The sequence below is a fragment of the Pseudomonas sp. DP-17 genome, assembly GCF_022380625.1.
GTDB lineage: Bacteria > Pseudomonadota > Gammaproteobacteria > Pseudomonadales > Pseudomonadaceae > Pseudomonas > Pseudomonas nitroreducens_A.
Genome location: NZ_JAKSXG010000003.1, coordinates 425,279 through 441,300, shown reverse-complemented (window position 1 = coordinate 441,300; position 16,022 = coordinate 425,279). Strand labels below are relative to the sequence as shown.

The window sequence follows — 16,022 nt, the reverse complement described above, 5'->3', positions numbered from 1 at the left end:
CGAGCCACAGATGCAATTCGTAGGATGGGTGGAGCGCTCTGCTCAGGGCACCATCGCCATGCCCACGCCAAAGCGGTTCCAGGCATTGATGGTGGCGATGGCCAGGGTCAGGTTGACGATCTCCGCCTCGCTGAACTGCTCGCGCAAAGCGTCGAACTGATCCTGCGGGGCATGTTTTTCCGGCAGGCGGGTGAGGCTTTCCACCCAGGCCAGCGCCGCGCGCTCACGTTCGGTGAAGAAACGGGTTTCCTCCCAGACGCTCAGGGTCTGCAGCCGTGCCTCGGTCTCGCCGGCCTTGCGGGCGTCATTGGCGTGCATGTTCACGCAGTACGCGCAGCCATTGATCTGCGAAGCGCGCAGACGCACCAGTTCCAGCAGCGAGGTTTCCAGGCCTGACTTGGCCAGGGCCTGCTCCAGGCCGAGCATAGCCTTGTAGGCGTCGGGGGCGGCCTTGGGCCATTCGATTCGTGCGCTCATGGCGATCTCCAGTGGGGCCCGCGGGAGTGCGGGAATGGAGCCAAGTTACCGTCTGTAGCCTGGTCTTCGAATAGCCAATTCCCGGCAATACCGGCAGACCAATGAAGGCCATTCAACGGACAGGGCCGACCGCCGTTCTAGTACCAAGGGAGTAGACGGGAGCATCCAAAGCAGGATTCGACCGCCGGCCGCGCGTTCTTAACATCCTCGTCACTGGCGTCGTTCCGTGCGCCAAGCCTTGCCAAGCATCTCGATGAGAGGATGAAGTGATGAACAACAAGAACGTGCTGTGTGGCCTGCTGTTAGTGGCCGGCCTGGGTGTCTCGGGTCTGGCCCTGTCCCACGGCAATGTGACCCCCCAGGCAGTGGATACCTCGGGGCTGGAACCGCTGGGCAAGGAATGGCGCGACACCAACCCCTACCGCGAGCCCTACGCCAACCACGCCAAGGCGGTGGAAATCGGCGCATCGGCCTACAACCAGAACTGCGCGCGCTGTCATGGGCTGGAAGCCAAGTCCGGCGGCATCGCCCCCGACCTGCGCATGCTCGATCCCGGCGCCGAGGGTGACGAGTGGTTCAAGGAGCGGGTGATCAACGGCGCCGTGCGTGACGGTGCGGTGTACATGCCGAAAATGGCCGACTACATCAGCCAGGAAGGGCTCTGGGCGATTCGCACCTACCTGGACAGCGTGCACGTGGAAGAGTGACCGCCATGCGCCTGCCCAATCTGCTGATCGGCGTGCTCCTGTGCTTGCTGCTGGGGCAGGCGCAGGCCGGGGTGCGTCCCTACGAGGACATGGTCTCCAGCGGCGTGCTGCGGGTGGCCGTGTACGAGAGCTTCGCGCCCTACAGCTTCATGCAGGGTGGGCAGCCTCGCGGGATCGACATCGATCTCGCCCGGCGCCTGGCGAGCGGCCTGGGGCTGCGCGCGGAGTTCCTCTGGGTCACGCCCGGCGAACGCCTCGACGACGATCTGCGCAACTTCATCTGGAAAGGCCATTACCTGCGCCCCGGCGTGGTCGCCGATGTGATGCTGCGCGTGCCCTACGACCGCCAGTATGCCAACCGGCGCAACGATGTCGGCGAGTTCGCCAACGAGCAGGTGGTGATGTTCGGCCCCTACCAGCGCGAGCGTTGGCAGGTCGTCAATGACGACCGCCGGCTACCGAAGGTCGACACCATCGCCGCCTTCCGCGAACACCCGATCGGCGTCGAACTGGACAGCGTGCCGTCCTTCTACCTGACCTCGGTGCTGGGCGGCCAGCTCAGCCGCATGACCGTGCACTTCCCCAGCACCCAGGCGGCCTTCGACGGCATGCGCGCGGGCAAGGTGGATGCGGTGATGGCGCTGCGCGGCGAGCTGGACTGGATGCGCGCCCAGGCCGCCGATGAGCACCTGAAGAACGCCGAGAACACCTACCCCAACCTCGGCCAGCCCGAGTGGGATATCGGCATGGCGGTGCACGAAAGCAATCGGCAGCTCTCCAACGCCCTGGACGGTGAACTGGAAGAGCTGGTGCGCAGCGGCGAGATGGAAAAGCTCTATGCGGCCTACGGCGTGCGCTACGAACTGCCGGGGCTCTATCAGGACGTGCAGTGAGGGAACGATATGCACAGGCGCGAGCTGTTGCTGGGGATGTGTGCGTTGCCGTTGCTCGCAGCGGCGGTGGAGGGCGACCCGATGCCCTCGGTGATGTGGGAGTACCACCACAAGCGTCTGCTGAATGGCGAGCCCTACGTCTTCGATGAGCGGGTGAAGCTGGGCGTACCGCCGTTCGCCGAGGACTCCCGCCAGGTTCCGGTGGAAGTCGACGCCCGCGCCTTGCCGGGGCGCTTCGACCGCCTGCTGCTGTGGGCCGAGCTGAACCCGATTCCCCATGTGCTGACGCTCTATCCGGGCGAACACCTGGAACCGCTGCTGGCGGTGCGCATCCGCATCGAACAGGCCACGCCGATCCGCGCCGCCCTGCGCGACGAGAAGGGCGTCTGGCACGTTGGCTCGGCCTGGGTCGATGCCGCCGGCGGCGGCTGCACCGCGCCCAGCGTGGTGCGCGCGCAGCCGGGCTGGGAAGACCGGCTTGGCCAGGTCCATGGCGAGGCCTACCCCACGGGTGAGTACAGCCGGGTGCGCCTGTCGGTCTCGCACCCGATGGACAACGGCCTGGTCAGTGGCATCCCCGAGTTCTACCTCGATCACGCCGAACTGCGTGGGCCGGACGGGGAAGTCTTCGCGCGGCTGGACCTGTTCCCGGCGGTGAGCGAGAACCCCACCTTCACCTTCGAGGTGCGCGGCCACCCGCGCACCGAACTCTGGCTGCACGACAACAACGGCAACGAATTCCAGGCCGCTCTGCGCTGACGAGGTGCCCATGCGTTTCCTCCTGATCGCCCTCGCGTGCCTGTGCCTGCCGGCGCTGGCCGACCTGCAGTACCACCTCCAGCCCCGGCAGATCGCCGAGGGCACCTGGCTGGTGGAAGGCAGTACCGATAACTTCGGCAAGGACAATGGCGGCGCCATCGTCAACGTTGCCTTCATCGACACCGGCGACGGCGTGCTGGTGATCGATACCGGCCCGTCGAAACGCTACGGCGAAGCCTTGCGTGGGCTGATCCAGCAGACCACCGGCAAGCCGGTCAAGCGCGTGCTGCTGACCCATCACCACCCCGACCATGTGCTGGGCAACCAGGCCTTCACCGATGTGCCCATCGGCGCGCTGGCCGGCACCGGCAAACTGCTGAAGGAGCAGGGCAACGCCATGGCGGAGAACATGTACCGCCTGGTGGGCGACTGGATGCGCGGCACCGAAGTGGTGCTGCCCAGCGAGACGGTGGAGCCGGGCAGCGTGCAGATGGGTAACCACCGGTTCCGGCTGGTGGGGCTGCGCGGGCATACCGGCGCGGACCTGGCGATCCTCGACGAGACCACCGGCGTGCTGTTCGCCGGGGACATCGTGTTCTACCAGCGGGCGCTGACCACGCCGAACAGCCCAGGGCTGGACGTGTGGCTGGCCGATATCGACACGCTGCAGAAGCTGCCCTGGAAACTCATCGTTCCCGGTCACGGCGCGATTGCCACCGATGCTGCACCCTTTGCGCAGATGCGCGACTACCTCGGCTGGCTCGACAGCGTGATGCGCGACGGCATCGCCCAGGGCGCGGACATGAACGACCTGCTGCGCACGCCCATCCCCGAGCGTTTTGCCAGCGTCAGCCTGACGCGCTACGAGCTGATCCGCAGCGTCAGCCATCTCTATCCGCGCTACGAGCAGAAGGCCTTGCCGCGCGTGGACGGGCAGTGACTGCGCTTTCGTAGGATGGGTGGAGCGCAGCGATACCCATGCGGACGGTGCGAAAAACTGATGGGTATCGCTGCGCTCCACGCCATCCTACCCATACGCTTCCAGACACCTCCGTGGTGCGCCGGGAAATGCCCATTCCCCCGAATCGTAGGAGCGGACTCCGTCCGCGATAGGTCCGCATCGCGCGGGATGCCATCGCGGACAAAGTCCGCTCCTACGCACGCCACTATTTCCGTGCCTCTGCGGCCCGGTATTGCTACCAAGGAACTAGGGAATTCGGCACTGCGTTCAATTGTTGGCCCACCCTGGCAAACCAAGAATCTGCGACAGACCGGGAGATTTTCCCGGGTACAACAACAATCGCAGAGGCGCACCGCCATGAGACAGCTTCAACCTTTCGCCCGCACCGTGCTGTTCACCGCCATCAGCCTGGCCTCCCTGGGCGCCCACGCCGGGGTGACCGACCAGGACATCAGTGACGCCGCCAAGCGCACCGACCAGATCGTGGTCAACGGGATCAACCAGCAGGGCCAGCGCTTCAGCCCGCTGAATACCCTGAACAGCGACAACGTGAAGGAACTGCGGCCGGTCTGGGCGCTGTCCTTCGGCGGCGAGAAGCAGCGCGGCCAGCAGGCGCAACCGCTGATCAAGGACGGCGTGATGTACGTCACCGCCTCCTATTCGCGGGTGTTCGCCGCTGATGCGCGCACCGGTCGCAAGCTCTGGCAGTACGACGCGCGCCTGCCCGACGGCATCATGCCCTGCTGCGACGTGATCAACCGTGGCGTGGCGCTGTACGGCGACCTGGTGATCTTCGGTACCCTCGACGCCAAGCTGGTCGCGCTGAACAAGGACACCGGCAAGGTGGTGTGGAAGAAGACCGTAGCCGACTACAAGGCCGGTTATTCCATCTCCGCCGCGCCGCTGATCGCCAAGGGCAAGCTGATCACCGGCGTGGCAGGCGGCGAGTTCGGCGTGGTCGGCAAGATCGAGGCCTACAACCCCACCAACGGCGAGCTGCTGTGGAGCCGCCCGACCGTGGAAGGCCACATGGGCTACGTCTACAAGGACGGCAAGGCGGTTGAGAATGGTATCTCCGGCGGCGAGGCGGGCAAGACCTGGCCGGGCGACCTGTGGAAGACCGGCGGTGCTGCGCCCTGGCTGGGCGGCTACTACGATCCGAGCACCGATTCGCTGTTCATCGGCACCGGCAACCCGTCGCCGTGGAACTCCCACCTGCGCCCGGGCGACAACCTGTACTCCTCCTCGCGCCTGGCGCTGAACCCGGAAGACGGCTCGATCAAGTGGCACTTCCAGACCACCCCGCACGACGGCTGGGACTTCGACGGCGTGAACGAGCTGGTGTCCTTCGATTACAAGGACGGCGGCAAGACCGTGCAGGCCGCCGCCACCGCCGACCGCAACGGCTTCTTCTACGTGCTCGACCGCACCAACGGCAAGTTCATCCGCGGCTTCCCCTTCGTCGACAAGGTGACCTGGGCCAAGGGCCTGGGCAAGGACGGCCGGCCGATCTACGACGACGCCCACCGTCCGGGCGCGCCGGGCGAGGGCACCGAGAAGGGCTCATCGGTATTCGTCGCGCCGTCCTTCCTCGGCGGCAAGAACTGGATGCCCATGGCCTACAGCCAGGACACCGGCCTGTTCTATGTACCCTCCAACGAGTGGGGCATGGACATGTGGAACGAGAACATCGCCTACAAGAAGGGCGCGGCCTACCTCGGCGCGGGCTTCACCATCAAGCCGCTGAACGAGAAGTACATCGGCGTGTTGCGCGCCATCGATCCGAAGACCGGCAAGCAGGTCTGGCGTTACGAGAACTACGCGCCGCTGTGGGGCGGTGTGCTGGCGACCCACGGCAACCTGGTGTTCACCGGAAACCCCGAGGGCTACCTGATGGCCTTCGACGCCAGGACCGGCAAGAAGCTCTACGAGTTCAACACCGGCTCGGGCGTGATCGCCTCGCCGATCACCTGGGAAATGGACGGCGAGCAGTACGTCACCGTGCTGTCCGGCTGGGGTGGCGCGGTGCCGCTGTGGGGGGGCGAAGTGGCCAAGCGGATCAAGGACCTGGACCAGGGCGGGATGATCTGGACCTTCAAGCTGCCCAAGGACCTGGTGGCCAAGAAATGATGTTCGCGTGATCCGAGCAGAGGGCTGGCCATTGTGCCGGCCCTTTGTTTTAGCGCGCTGTTGGCGCTGTTCGCGTGCATGGCCTTTGGGCGTTTCTGCGCCGCATCTGTGTGCGCGGATGTATTGGGTTTCGCCCCCTCGGGCGACCTACTTTGGCAAACGCCCCAAAGTAGGCAAAGGTCTTGCCCCGGACATCCGGTTTTTCGCTTAGGCGAAAAATTCCCTCGTCGAAGCGCAGTTTCAGGGGCCCGCCGCGAAGGGCCATCCCTGGCCCATCGCGGCTCTCGCGACATCCATGTCGCTCAACCCCTGAAACTCCGCTTCAACGAGGCCTCCTGAACGGGGCGTTCGGCGTGTGCGGAAGTCTCTCTGGAAACCTTCAAGATCTACAGCCACAGCCGTGTTGTGGAGTTCCCGTAGGAGCGGACCTTGTCCGCGAAATCCTTCGCGGCGGACCTTGCGGCGATAGGCAACATCAGATGCTCGCCGCCACCTGCAGGAGCGAGCTTGCTCGCGAACCACCCGGCACCGTAGGGCGCATACCGCGACAGCGTTATCCGCCGTGGTTGCCTCGGCGGATAACCCGTTCCGGGTTATGCGCCCTACAACCTGCGACGCTCGCCGCTTCTACTACCAAATGAGTAACCCACCGCTCCCATGGGTGCATTCCGGGTCGGGAAGGGCGCTGCCTAAGATCGCTCCATGACCTGGCCGATTCGGGCCGGGAACCGACAGGAGAGCACCCCCATGATCTACGCCGCACCCGGAACCCCAGGCGCCGTCGTCACCCTCAAGCCGCGCTACGGCAACTACATCGGCGGCGAGTTCGTCGCGCCGGTGCTGGGCCAGTACTTCAGCAACACCTCGCCGGTGAACGGCGAAGTCATCGCCGAGTTCCCGCGCTCCACTGCCGAGGATATCGAACGGGCCCTCGACGCCGCACACGCCGTCGCCGACAGTTGGGGCCGCACCTCGGTGCAGGACCGCGCGCTGATCCTGCTGAAGATCGCCGACCGCATCGAGCAGAACCTGGAGCAGCTGGCCGTCGCCGAAACCTGGGACAACGGCAAGGCCGTGCGCGAAACCCTGAACGCCGACGTGCCGCTGGCCGCCGACCACTTCCGCTACTACGCCGGCTGCATCCGTGCGCAGGAAGGCGGCGCCGCCGAAATCAACGAGAACACCGTCGCGTACCATATCCACGAACCCCTGGGCGTGGTCGGACAGATCATCCCGTGGAACTTCCCGCTGCTGATGGCCGCCTGGAAGCTCGCTCCGGCCCTGGCTGCCGGCAATTGCGTGGTGATCAAGCCGGCCGAGCAGACCCCGCTGTCGATCATGCTGCTGGCCGAGATCGTCGGCGACCTGCTGCCGCCGGGCGTGCTGAACATCGTCCAGGGCTTCGGCAAGGAAGCGGGCCAGGCGCTGGCTACCAGCAAACGTATTGCCAAGATCGCCTTCACCGGCTCCACCCCGGTCGGCTCGCACATCCTCCATTGCGCGGCGGAGAACATCATTCCCTCCACTGTGGAGCTGGGCGGCAAGAGCCCGAACATCTTCTTCGAGGACATCATGCAGGCCGAGCCGGCCTTCATCGAGAAGGCCGCCGAGGGCCTGGTGCTGGCCTTCTTCAACCAGGGCGAAGTCTGCACCTGCCCGTCGCGGGCGCTGGTGCAGGAGTCGATCTTCGAGCCGTTCATGGCCGAGGTGATGAAGAAGATCAAGGCGATCAAGCGCGGCAACCCGCTGGATACCGAGACCATGGTCGGCGCCCAGGCTTCGCAGCAGCAGTACGAGAAGATCCTGTCCTACCTCGATATCGCCCAGGGTGAAGGCGCCGAGCTGCTCACCGGCGGCTCCAGCGAGCGCCTGGAGGGCGATTTGGCCAGCGGCTACTACATCCAGCCGACCCTGCTCAAGGGCCACAACGGCATGCGCGTATTCCAGGAGGAAATCTTCGGGCCGGTGGTGGGCGTCACCACCTTCAAGGACGAAGCCGAAGCCCTGGCGATTGCCAACGACACCGAGTTCGGCCTGGGCGCCGGCGTCTGGACCCGCGACATCAACCGCGCCTGGCGTATGGGCCGGGGCATCCAGTCCGGCCGCGTATGGACCAACTGCTACCACCTGTACCCGGCCCATGCCGCGTTCGGTGGCTACAAGAAGTCCGGCGTCGGCCGCGAGACCCACAAGATGATGCTCGACCACTACCAGCAGACCAAGAACCTGCTGGTGAGCTACGACATCAACCCGCTGGGCTTCTTCTAACCCTCAGCTGCAAGCCGGCGAACCTTCCCCCATCAGGTTCGCCGGCCCATTCCGCTGTACCCCGCCGGGCACTCCACCAGGCATCCCTTGTGTCGACGCGCCCGTTCGGGCGGCCGTCCGCTTCCGTACCCATTCCACGGGTGACGGCCTTCGTCGAACGCGGCTCCGGCCGCGTTTTCTTTTTACCGGGCTGGCTTCGCGGTTCGTTCCCGCGTAGGAGCGGACTCCGTCCGCGATTGGCCCCGCTTCGCGCCGGATACCATCGCGGATGAATCCGCTCCTACAAGAGCAGGTCCTGCGCTCGCAGCGTCCCGCCCGCGCAACACTTGCCGCCGATGAGCGCTACACCTGTAGCGCCCGCAATACCCGCATCGTATTCGGAACAAAAAGCCAGAAGCCCCGAATGGCAGGCTCTTCAGCCTGATTCGAACAGCCTGGCACAGCGGTTGCTCTGAGCCTTCCAAGCCGCGGCGAACGACCTGCGGCACCAACAAGAATCGGAGAACCTCCATGAGATCGATTGGCCTGTCTGTGCCTTCCGTTCGCCTGCAACCCGTCCTGCGTCATTCCCTGCTGGCCGCCTCGCTGCTGATGGCCGGACTGTCCGCCGACCTCCACGCTGCTGAAACCCCCGCCAACGTCGACGGCAAGCGCATCGCCGCCGCCGACAGCGAGCCGGGCAACTGGATGTCCACTGGCCGTACCTACGACGAGCAGCGTTTCAGCCCGCTGAAGCAGATCGACCAGAGCAACGTCGGCAGCCTCGGCCTGGCCTGGAGCCACAAGCTGGACATCGACCGTGGCGTGGAAGCCACACCCATCGTGGTCGATGGCGTGATGTACACCACCGGGCCGTTCTCCATCGTCTACGCGCTGGACGCCCGCACCGGCGAGCAACTGTGGAAGTACGACCCGCAATCCGACCGCAGCCGCGCCGGCGAGGCGTGCTGCGACGCGGTGAACCGCGGCGTTGCTGTGTGGAAGGGCAAGGTCTACGTCGGCGTGCTCGACGGCCGCCTGGAGGCCATCGACGCCAGGACCGGCAAGCGCGTGTGGAGCGTCGATACCCGTAGCGACCCGACGCGCAGCATCACCATCACCGGCGCGCCGCGCATCGTGAAAGGCAAGGTCATCATTGGCAACGGCGGCGCCGAGTTCGGCGTGCGCGGCTACATCACCGCCTACGATGCCGAGACCGGCAAGCAGGACTGGCGCTTCTTCACCGTGCCCGGCGACCCCAAGGAAATGCCCAAGGGCAAGGGCATGGAGATCGCCGCCAAGACCTGGTTCGGCGACAACTACCACAAGCAGGGCGGTGGCGGCACCGTGTGGGACTCGATGTCCTACGACCCGGAGCTGAACCTGCTGTACATCGGCGTCGGCAACGGCTCTTCGTGGAACCCGCGCATCCGTAGCGAAGGCAAGGGCGACAACCTGTTCCTCTCGTCCATCGTGGCGATCAACCCGGACAACGGCGAGTACGTCTGGCACTACCAGACCACGCCGGGCGACGCCTGGGACTACACCGCCACCCAGCACATCATGCTGGTGGACCTGGAGATCGACGGCAAGCTGCGCAAGGTACTGATGCAGGCGCCGAAGAACGGCTTCTTCTACGTCATCGACCGCGCCACCGGCGAGCTGCTCTCGGCGAAGAACTTCATCCCGATCAACTGGGCCACCGGCATCGACATGAAGACCGGCCGGCCGATCCGCAACGAAAAGGTCGCCGAATACTGGAAGGACCCGCAGAAGAAGGCGCGCCTGATCCAGCCGGCCTTCTGGGGCGCCCACGACTGGCAGCCCATGTCGTACAACCCCAACACCGGCCTGGTCTACATCCCGGCGCACATCATGTCGGCGATGTACCAGGACGTCGACGGCGCACCGCCACGCTCCAAGTTCAAGAGCATCTACCAGCTCGACGTCAACACCGGGATGATGCCCGAGGACCCGGAGGGCCTGCGCAAGATCGCCGACACCTGGACCGGCAAGCTGATCGCCTGGGACCCGGTGAAGCAGGAAAAACGCTGGGAAGTGCCCTACAGCACCATCTTCAACGGCGGCACCCTGAGCACCGCCGGCAACCTGGTATTCGAAGGCACCGCCGACGGCCGCGTGGTGGCCTACGCCGCCGAGTCCGGCAAGAAGCTCTGGGAGTCCCCGGCCAATACCGGCTTGATGGCCGCGCCCATCACCTATGAGGTGGACGGCGAGCAGTACGTGACCTTCATGGCCGGCTGGGGCGGCGCCTTCTCCACCTTCGCCGGCGCCCTGTCATTGCGCGCCGGGGTGAAGCCCAACGCCCAGGTGCTGACCTACAAGCTTGGCGGCACCGCCAGGCTGCCGGACATCAACTACAAGTGGGCCGACCGCAAGCCCGAGCCGCCGGCGCTGACCGGCACCTCCGCGCAGATCGACCAGGGCCGCGAGCTGTTCAACTCCAGCTGCTCGCAGTGCCACGGCATCAACGCCATCAGCGGCGGCGTGGTGCCCGACCTGCGCACCCTCAGCGCGGAAAACCACCAGCGCTTCCTCGGCATCGTCTACGGCGGCCGTATTCCCGACGGCATGCCCTCGTTCCAGGGGCATCTCGACCTGCAGCAGGCCGAAGCCGTGCACCAGTACCTGATCAAGCGCGCCTACGACCTCAAGGAACAACTGGCCGGCGCACAGAAGACCGCCGCCAAGTGACCGTTCTACAAGAAGCAGTCCCGCAGGAGACCGACTCATGACTGACGTAACGACCTACCAGCACTACATCGACAACCGCTTCGTCGCCGGCGAGCCGTTGATCGAGGTGCACAACCCGGCCAACGGCGAGCTGCTGGCGCGCATCCCCGAGGCCAGCGTCGCCCAGGTGGACAGCGCCATCGGCGCTGCCCGCGCGGCGCAGAAAGCCTGGGCGGCCAAGCCTGCCATCGAGCGTGCCGGCTACCTGCGCAGGATCGCCGAGAAGGTCCGCGCCAATGCGCCGCGCCTGGCGAAGATCATCACCGCCGAGCAGGGCAAGGTGCCGGCGCTGGCGGAGGTGGAAGTGAACTTCACCGCCGACTACCTCGACTACATGGCCGAGTGGGCGCGCCGCCTGGAAGGCGAAGTGCTGACCAGCGACCGCGCCGGCGAGCACATCTTCCTGCTGCGCAAGCCGCTGGGCGTGGTGGCGGGCATCCTGCCGTGGAACTTCCCGTTCTTCCTCATCGCGCGGAAGATGGCGCCGGCCCTGCTGACCGGCAACACCATCGTCATCAAGCCCAGCGAAGAAACCCCGATCAACTGCTTCGAGTTCGCCCGCCTGGTGGCGGAGACCGACCTGCCCAGCGGCGTGTTCAACGTCGTCGGCGGCACCGGGGCCAGCGCCGGCAGCGCGCTGACCAGCCACGCCGGCGTCGACCTGATCAGCTTCACCGGCAGCGTCGCCACCGGCTCGCGGATCATGGCCGCGTCCGCGCCGAACATCACCAAGCTGAACCTGGAACTGGGCGGCAAGGCGCCGGCCATCGTCCTCGCCGATGCGGACCTGGAGCTGGCGGTGAACGCCATCAAGGCTTCGCGTGTGATCAACACCGGGCAGGTGTGCAACTGCGCCGAGCGGGTCTACGTGCAGCGCCAGGTGGCCGACCAGTTCATCGAGAAGATCGCCACCGCCATGGCCGCCACCCGCTTCGGCGACCCGAACGTGCAGGCCGACCTCGACATGGGCCCGCTGGTCAACCGCATCGGCCTGGACAAGGTTGCGCAGATGGTCCGCACAGCGACCGGGCAGGGCGCCCAGGTCATCACCGGCGGCGCCGTAGCCGACCTCGGCAAGGGCTTCCATTACCAGCCCACCGTGCTGGCGGGTTGCAAGGGCGACATGGAGATCATGCGCAAGGAGATCTTCGGCCCGGTACTGCCGATCCAGGTGGTGGAGGATCTGGACGAAGCCATCGCCCTGGCCAATGACAGCGACTACGGCCTGACCTCGTCGATCTACACCCGCAACCTCAGCGCCGCGCTCAAGGCCAGCCGCGAGCTGGACTTCGGCGAGACCTACATCAACCGCGAGAACTTCGAGGCGATGCAGGGCTTCCACGCCGGCACGCGCAAGTCCGGCATCGGCGGGGCGGATGGCAAGCATGGGTTGTACGAGTACACGCATACGCATGTGGTTTATGCGCAGGAGTGAGCTGGCGGCTGGTTCGTGCCTGGGCGGCAGGCCCTCTCCCTAATCCTGGCTACGCGCCCCGCTCCGAAGGGAGAGGGGACCGTTCGGTGCAGGTTCAAACCATGGCGTCAGCCGGCACGGTCAGCGCCCTCTCCCTTCAGGGAGAGGGCTGGGGAGAGGGTGTAAGGGCGTGCGCGGGATATTCAGGGAAAGAGAAACCCCGCCGCAAAGGCACCAAGGTTTGACTGGGCGGGCCGTCCTTGCCAGGTGCGGTTCGCTCCTTTTTCCCTGCGCTTGGAATCGGTCGAGCGCAGGGAAAAGGGAAACGATCAATACAGCGCGTTGGGCTGCACGATGCCGTGCTTCTTCATCTTCCGATACAGGGTCGACCGGGCTATGCCGAACTGCTGCGCCACCGCGCTGATGTTCCATTGCTGCTCGCGCAGCGCCGCGAGCAGATGGCGCGCCTCGTCGTCGTCCAGGCGGGCGGCGAGAGCGGGTGTGCGGGCTGTCGGCGGTGCTTCGGCAACCGCCATGGGAGCCATCTGATGCAGCTCCATCGGCAGGCAGTCCAGGTCGACGCGGCCGTCCTCTGCGAGGGCGGCGGCGTAGCGCAAACAGTTCAGCAATTGGCGGATGTTGCCCGGCCATGGATGGCCGCGCAGCCGCTCACGAACTGCGCTGTCGAGCTGCAGGTCGCCGCCCAGGCCCGCCAGCAGGCTGTCGATCAGCGCCGCTCGGTCGGTGCGCTCGCGCAGCGCCGGCAACTGCAGGGTCATGCCGGCGAGGCGGTAGAACAGGTCCTCGCGAAAGTCCCTGGCACGGATCATTTCCGCCAGGTTCTGGTGGGTCGCCGAGACCACCTGTACGTCCAGCGCCACCGGCGCTTCGGCGCCGAGCGGGAGGATTTCGCGCTCGGCCAGCACGCGCAGCAGGCGCGTCTGCAGGTGCGCCGGCATGTCGCCGATCTCGTCGAGGAACAGGGTGCCGCCGTTGGCCAGCTCCAGCTTGCCCTTCATGCCCTTCTTGCTGGCGCCGGTGAAGCTGCCGCCGCGGTAGCCGAAGAGTTCGCTCTCGATCAGGCTCTCCGGAATCGCCGCGCAGTTCAGCGCGACGAAGGGCCCTGCGTGACGCGCGCTGGCCTGGTGGATGGCGCGGGCGAAGGCTTCCTTGCCGGTCCCGGTCTCGCCGGTGACCAGGATGGAAATACCCTTGTCGAGCACCTTGCGCAGCTTGCGCACGCCGTCCAGCAGGCGCGGGTCGGCACCGGCGAGGCGGGTGAGGTCGGGGTGCTCCGGGCTCTTTGCTGGGCGAAGGGCTGGGGCACTGCGGCGAGGCGGGCTGGCCGGCGTGCGCAGGCCGACGTCCACCAGCGCGTGGTCGGCCAGGGTGCGCAGACGGATGCCCCGCGCGCCGCCCTGGCTCAGGTCGAGCAACTGGTCGACGTCCGCTTCGAGCAACTGTTCGATGCGGCTGCCCAGCAATTCGCCGCGGCAGGCGGTAAAGGCGGCGTGGTTGGCACCGATCACCCGGCCCTGTTCGTCGAGGGCGATCAGTTGTTCGTTGGCCAGGTCGGAGACCTCGTCGCGGGCCTTCACCGACAGCGTCAGGCGGTCGCGATAGCGCTGGCGAAAGCTGGCGTTCTCGATCAGCCGGGCATACAGGATCACCAGTTGCAGGGTCAGGTACTGCGCATCCTTGGGCCCGTCGTTGTACAGGCAGGTAGCGTTCAGGCAGCCGCGCAGCTGGTGCTGGGCGTCGAAGATAGGCGCCACCGAACAGCTCAGGCGGAAGTTGCTCACCAGGAAGTGCTCCTGGCGGTGGATGGTCAGCGCCTCGCCGGCGGCCAGCGCCGTGCCGATGCCGTTGGTGCCGGCGATGGATTCATCCCAGCGCGCGCCGACGATCAGCCCGGCCTGGGTGTAGCGGTCGCGCTCGCTGGGCAGGCGCGCATCGAGGGTGATGCCGCGCTCGTCGCTGAGCAGCACCGCGAATCCCGCCGGCAGTACGCGCCGGGCCAGGCCTGTGACGCCCTGGCTGGCAATCGCCAGGTAGTCCTGGTGCTGGCTCTGGTGTTCGCGGATTTCCCCGGCGGTGAGGATGTGCTTTTCCGCCCGCGCGCGTGGGTCGAGATGGTGCTCCATCACGCTGCGGTACCAGGAGCGCGCGATGGCACCCTCGGGCTGGATATCACGCTCGCCGAAGTGATCGGCGATGAAGGCGGCAAGGTCGTTCGGGCAGTTTTCCAGGGATTGCGGGTGCATGGTCACTCCCGGTGGCCGTCAGTCGGGCTGCGGCGCGTTGTTGTTTTTCGAAACCGATGCGTCGTAGGACCGGTCCTAGGATTGGCTAGTCTAGACCCATGGGTCACGGGCGACGAGAGGCCGAGCAAGGCTTGTGCCGGAACACTTCGCGCGGGGCGCCGAGCCCCGCGCCAGAGCGCCCGCCGCAGTGCGCCGCGGGCGCAACCGGGCAACGGCTGTCGCAGCGATGGGACAGTTGTAGCGGCGGGGCGCGACAGATGTCGCGGGCCCGCTACCAAATCAGGGGGGAATCTCCTTCGAAAGTATCATTCGGAGTGCCTGACCCTGGTGTTTAACTCAAGCAGCCGGGCTCAACCGGCCTACAACAAGAGGACAGACCCATGTGGACCAAGCCTAGCTTCACCGACCTGCGCCTTGGCTTCGAAGTGACCCTGTACTTCGCCAACCGCTGATCCACACGGCCCCGGTCCGCCGGGGCCCCTGCCCACGGGGCACTGCCATGCACATCCGAATTCTCGGGTCGGCCGCCGGTGGCGGCTTTCCCCAGTGGAACTGCAATTGCCGCAACTGTCGCGGCGTGCGCGACGGCAGCGTGATCGCGCAGCCACGCACGCAATCCTCCATCGCGCTGTCCGATGACGGCGCGAACTGGATTCTCTGCAACGCCTCACCCGACATCCGCGCCCAGCTGGCGTCCTTCCCGGCGCTGCAACCGGCTCGGCGCCTGCGCGATTCGGCGATTGTCGCCATCGTCCTGCTGGACAGCCAGATCGACCACACCACCGGGCTGCTCAGCCTGCGCGAAGGCTGCCCGCACGAAGTCTGGTGCACGGAGATGGTCCACCAGGACCTGTCCAGCGGCTTCCCGCTCTTCCCCATGCTGTCGCACTGGAATGGCGGGCTGAAGCACCGGCTCATCGAGCTGGACGCCGAGCCCTTTGTCATCCCGGCCTGCCCGGGCCTGCAGGTCACGGCCATCGCCCTGCGCAGCAGCGCGCCGCCGTATTCGCCGCACCGGGGCAACCCGCATCCGGGGGACAACATCGGCCTGTTCATCGAGGACCTGTCTACCGGCGGCAAGCTGTTCTACGCGCCTGGCCTGGGCCAGGTGGACGATGGCCTGCTGGCATGGATGCGCCGCGCCGACTGCCTGCTGGTGGACGGCACGCTCTGGCGCGACGATGAGATGCGCGTCTGCGAAGTGGGCGACAAGCTCGGCAGCGAGATGGGGCACCTGGCCCAGAGCGGCCCCGGCGGCATGATCGAGGTGCTCGACGGCATCGACGGGCCGCGCAAGGTGCTCATCCACATCAACAACACCAATCCCATCCTCGATATCGCCTCGCCCGAACGCGCCGAACTGGACGCACGCGGCATCGAAGTGGCGTTCGACGGCATGGGCATCTTCCTGTGACG

12 protein-coding genes are annotated in these 16,022 nt (G+C 66.3%); 10 read left to right on the top strand and 2 right to left on the bottom strand.

Annotation, left to right across the window (positions count from 1 at the left end; all coding sequences use genetic code 11):
• Positions 1–42: 42 nt before the first annotated feature.
• Complete coding sequence (locus MJ122_RS09355) at positions 43–477, bottom strand: carboxymuconolactone decarboxylase family protein (RefSeq protein WP_088421446.1); 435 nt, start codon at positions 475–477, stop codon at positions 43–45.
• A gap of 269 nt (positions 478–746) precedes the next feature.
• Between MJ122_RS09355 and pedF the strand changes: the two genes are divergently transcribed.
• From pedF to aldA, 8 genes are all read left to right on the top strand, one after another.
• A complete protein-coding gene (gene pedF, locus MJ122_RS09350; RefSeq protein WP_017518368.1) occupies positions 747–1,184 on the top strand; it encodes a cytochrome c-550 PedF in 438 nt (145 codons plus the stop codon).
• A 5-nt stretch (positions 1,185–1,189) separates the two neighbouring features.
• Positions 1,190–2,077 (top strand): transporter substrate-binding domain-containing protein, encoded by an 888-nt coding sequence (locus tag MJ122_RS09345; RefSeq protein ID WP_239743907.1) that lies wholly within the window; start codon positions 1,190–1,192, stop codon positions 2,075–2,077.
• 9 nt (positions 2,078–2,086) lie between these two features.
• The gene (locus MJ122_RS09340) at positions 2,087–2,836 is read left to right on the top strand and encodes a quinoprotein dehydrogenase-associated SoxYZ-like carrier (protein WP_239743906.1); all 750 of its coding nucleotides are present in this window, start codon (positions 2,087–2,089) and stop codon (positions 2,834–2,836) included.
• Positions 2,837–2,846: 10 nt separating this feature from the next.
• Positions 2,847–3,776: a quinoprotein relay system zinc metallohydrolase 1 gene (locus MJ122_RS09335; RefSeq protein WP_239743904.1), complete on the top strand. Its 930-nt coding sequence runs from the start codon at positions 2,847–2,849 to the stop codon at positions 3,774–3,776.
• 378 nt (positions 3,777–4,154) lie between these two features.
• Positions 4,155–5,927, top strand: coding sequence for a methanol/ethanol family PQQ-dependent dehydrogenase (locus MJ122_RS09330; RefSeq protein WP_239743902.1), 1,773 nt, complete (start codon positions 4,155–4,157; stop codon positions 5,925–5,927).
• 747 nt (positions 5,928–6,674) lie between these two features.
• Positions 6,675–8,195, top strand: coding sequence for an aldehyde dehydrogenase family protein (locus tag MJ122_RS09325; RefSeq protein ID WP_239743900.1), 1,521 nt, complete (start codon positions 6,675–6,677; stop codon positions 8,193–8,195).
• 510 nt (positions 8,196–8,705) lie between these two features.
• Positions 8,706–10,889, top strand: coding sequence for a PQQ-dependent dehydrogenase, methanol/ethanol family (locus tag MJ122_RS09320; RefSeq protein WP_239743898.1), 2,184 nt, complete (start codon positions 8,706–8,708; stop codon positions 10,887–10,889).
• Positions 10,890–10,926: 37 nt separating this feature from the next.
• Complete coding sequence (aldA, locus tag MJ122_RS09315) at positions 10,927–12,363, top strand: aldehyde dehydrogenase (protein WP_239743896.1); 1,437 nt, start codon at positions 10,927–10,929, stop codon at positions 12,361–12,363.
• A 308-nt stretch (positions 12,364–12,671) separates the two neighbouring features.
• On the opposite strand, the gene MJ122_RS09310 is transcribed toward aldA, so the two are convergent.
• A complete protein-coding gene (locus tag MJ122_RS09310) occupies positions 12,672–14,606 on the bottom strand; it encodes a sigma-54-dependent Fis family transcriptional regulator (RefSeq protein WP_239743895.1) in 1,935 nt (644 codons plus the stop codon).
• Between the two features lie 380 nt (positions 14,607–14,986).
• Between MJ122_RS09310 and pqqA the strand changes: the two genes are divergently transcribed.
• Together pqqA and pqqB are read left to right on the top strand one after the other, a co-directional pair.
• Positions 14,987–15,058, top strand: a complete 72-nt coding sequence (pqqA, locus tag MJ122_RS09305; RefSeq protein ID WP_003106462.1) for a pyrroloquinoline quinone precursor peptide PqqA — start codon at positions 14,987–14,989, stop codon at positions 15,056–15,058.
• Between the two features lie 47 nt (positions 15,059–15,105).
• The gene (gene pqqB, locus MJ122_RS09300; protein ID WP_239743893.1) at positions 15,106–16,020 is read left to right on the top strand and encodes a pyrroloquinoline quinone biosynthesis protein PqqB; all 915 of its coding nucleotides are present in this window, start codon (positions 15,106–15,108) and stop codon (positions 16,018–16,020) included.
• Positions 16,021–16,022 lie beyond the last annotated feature (2 nt).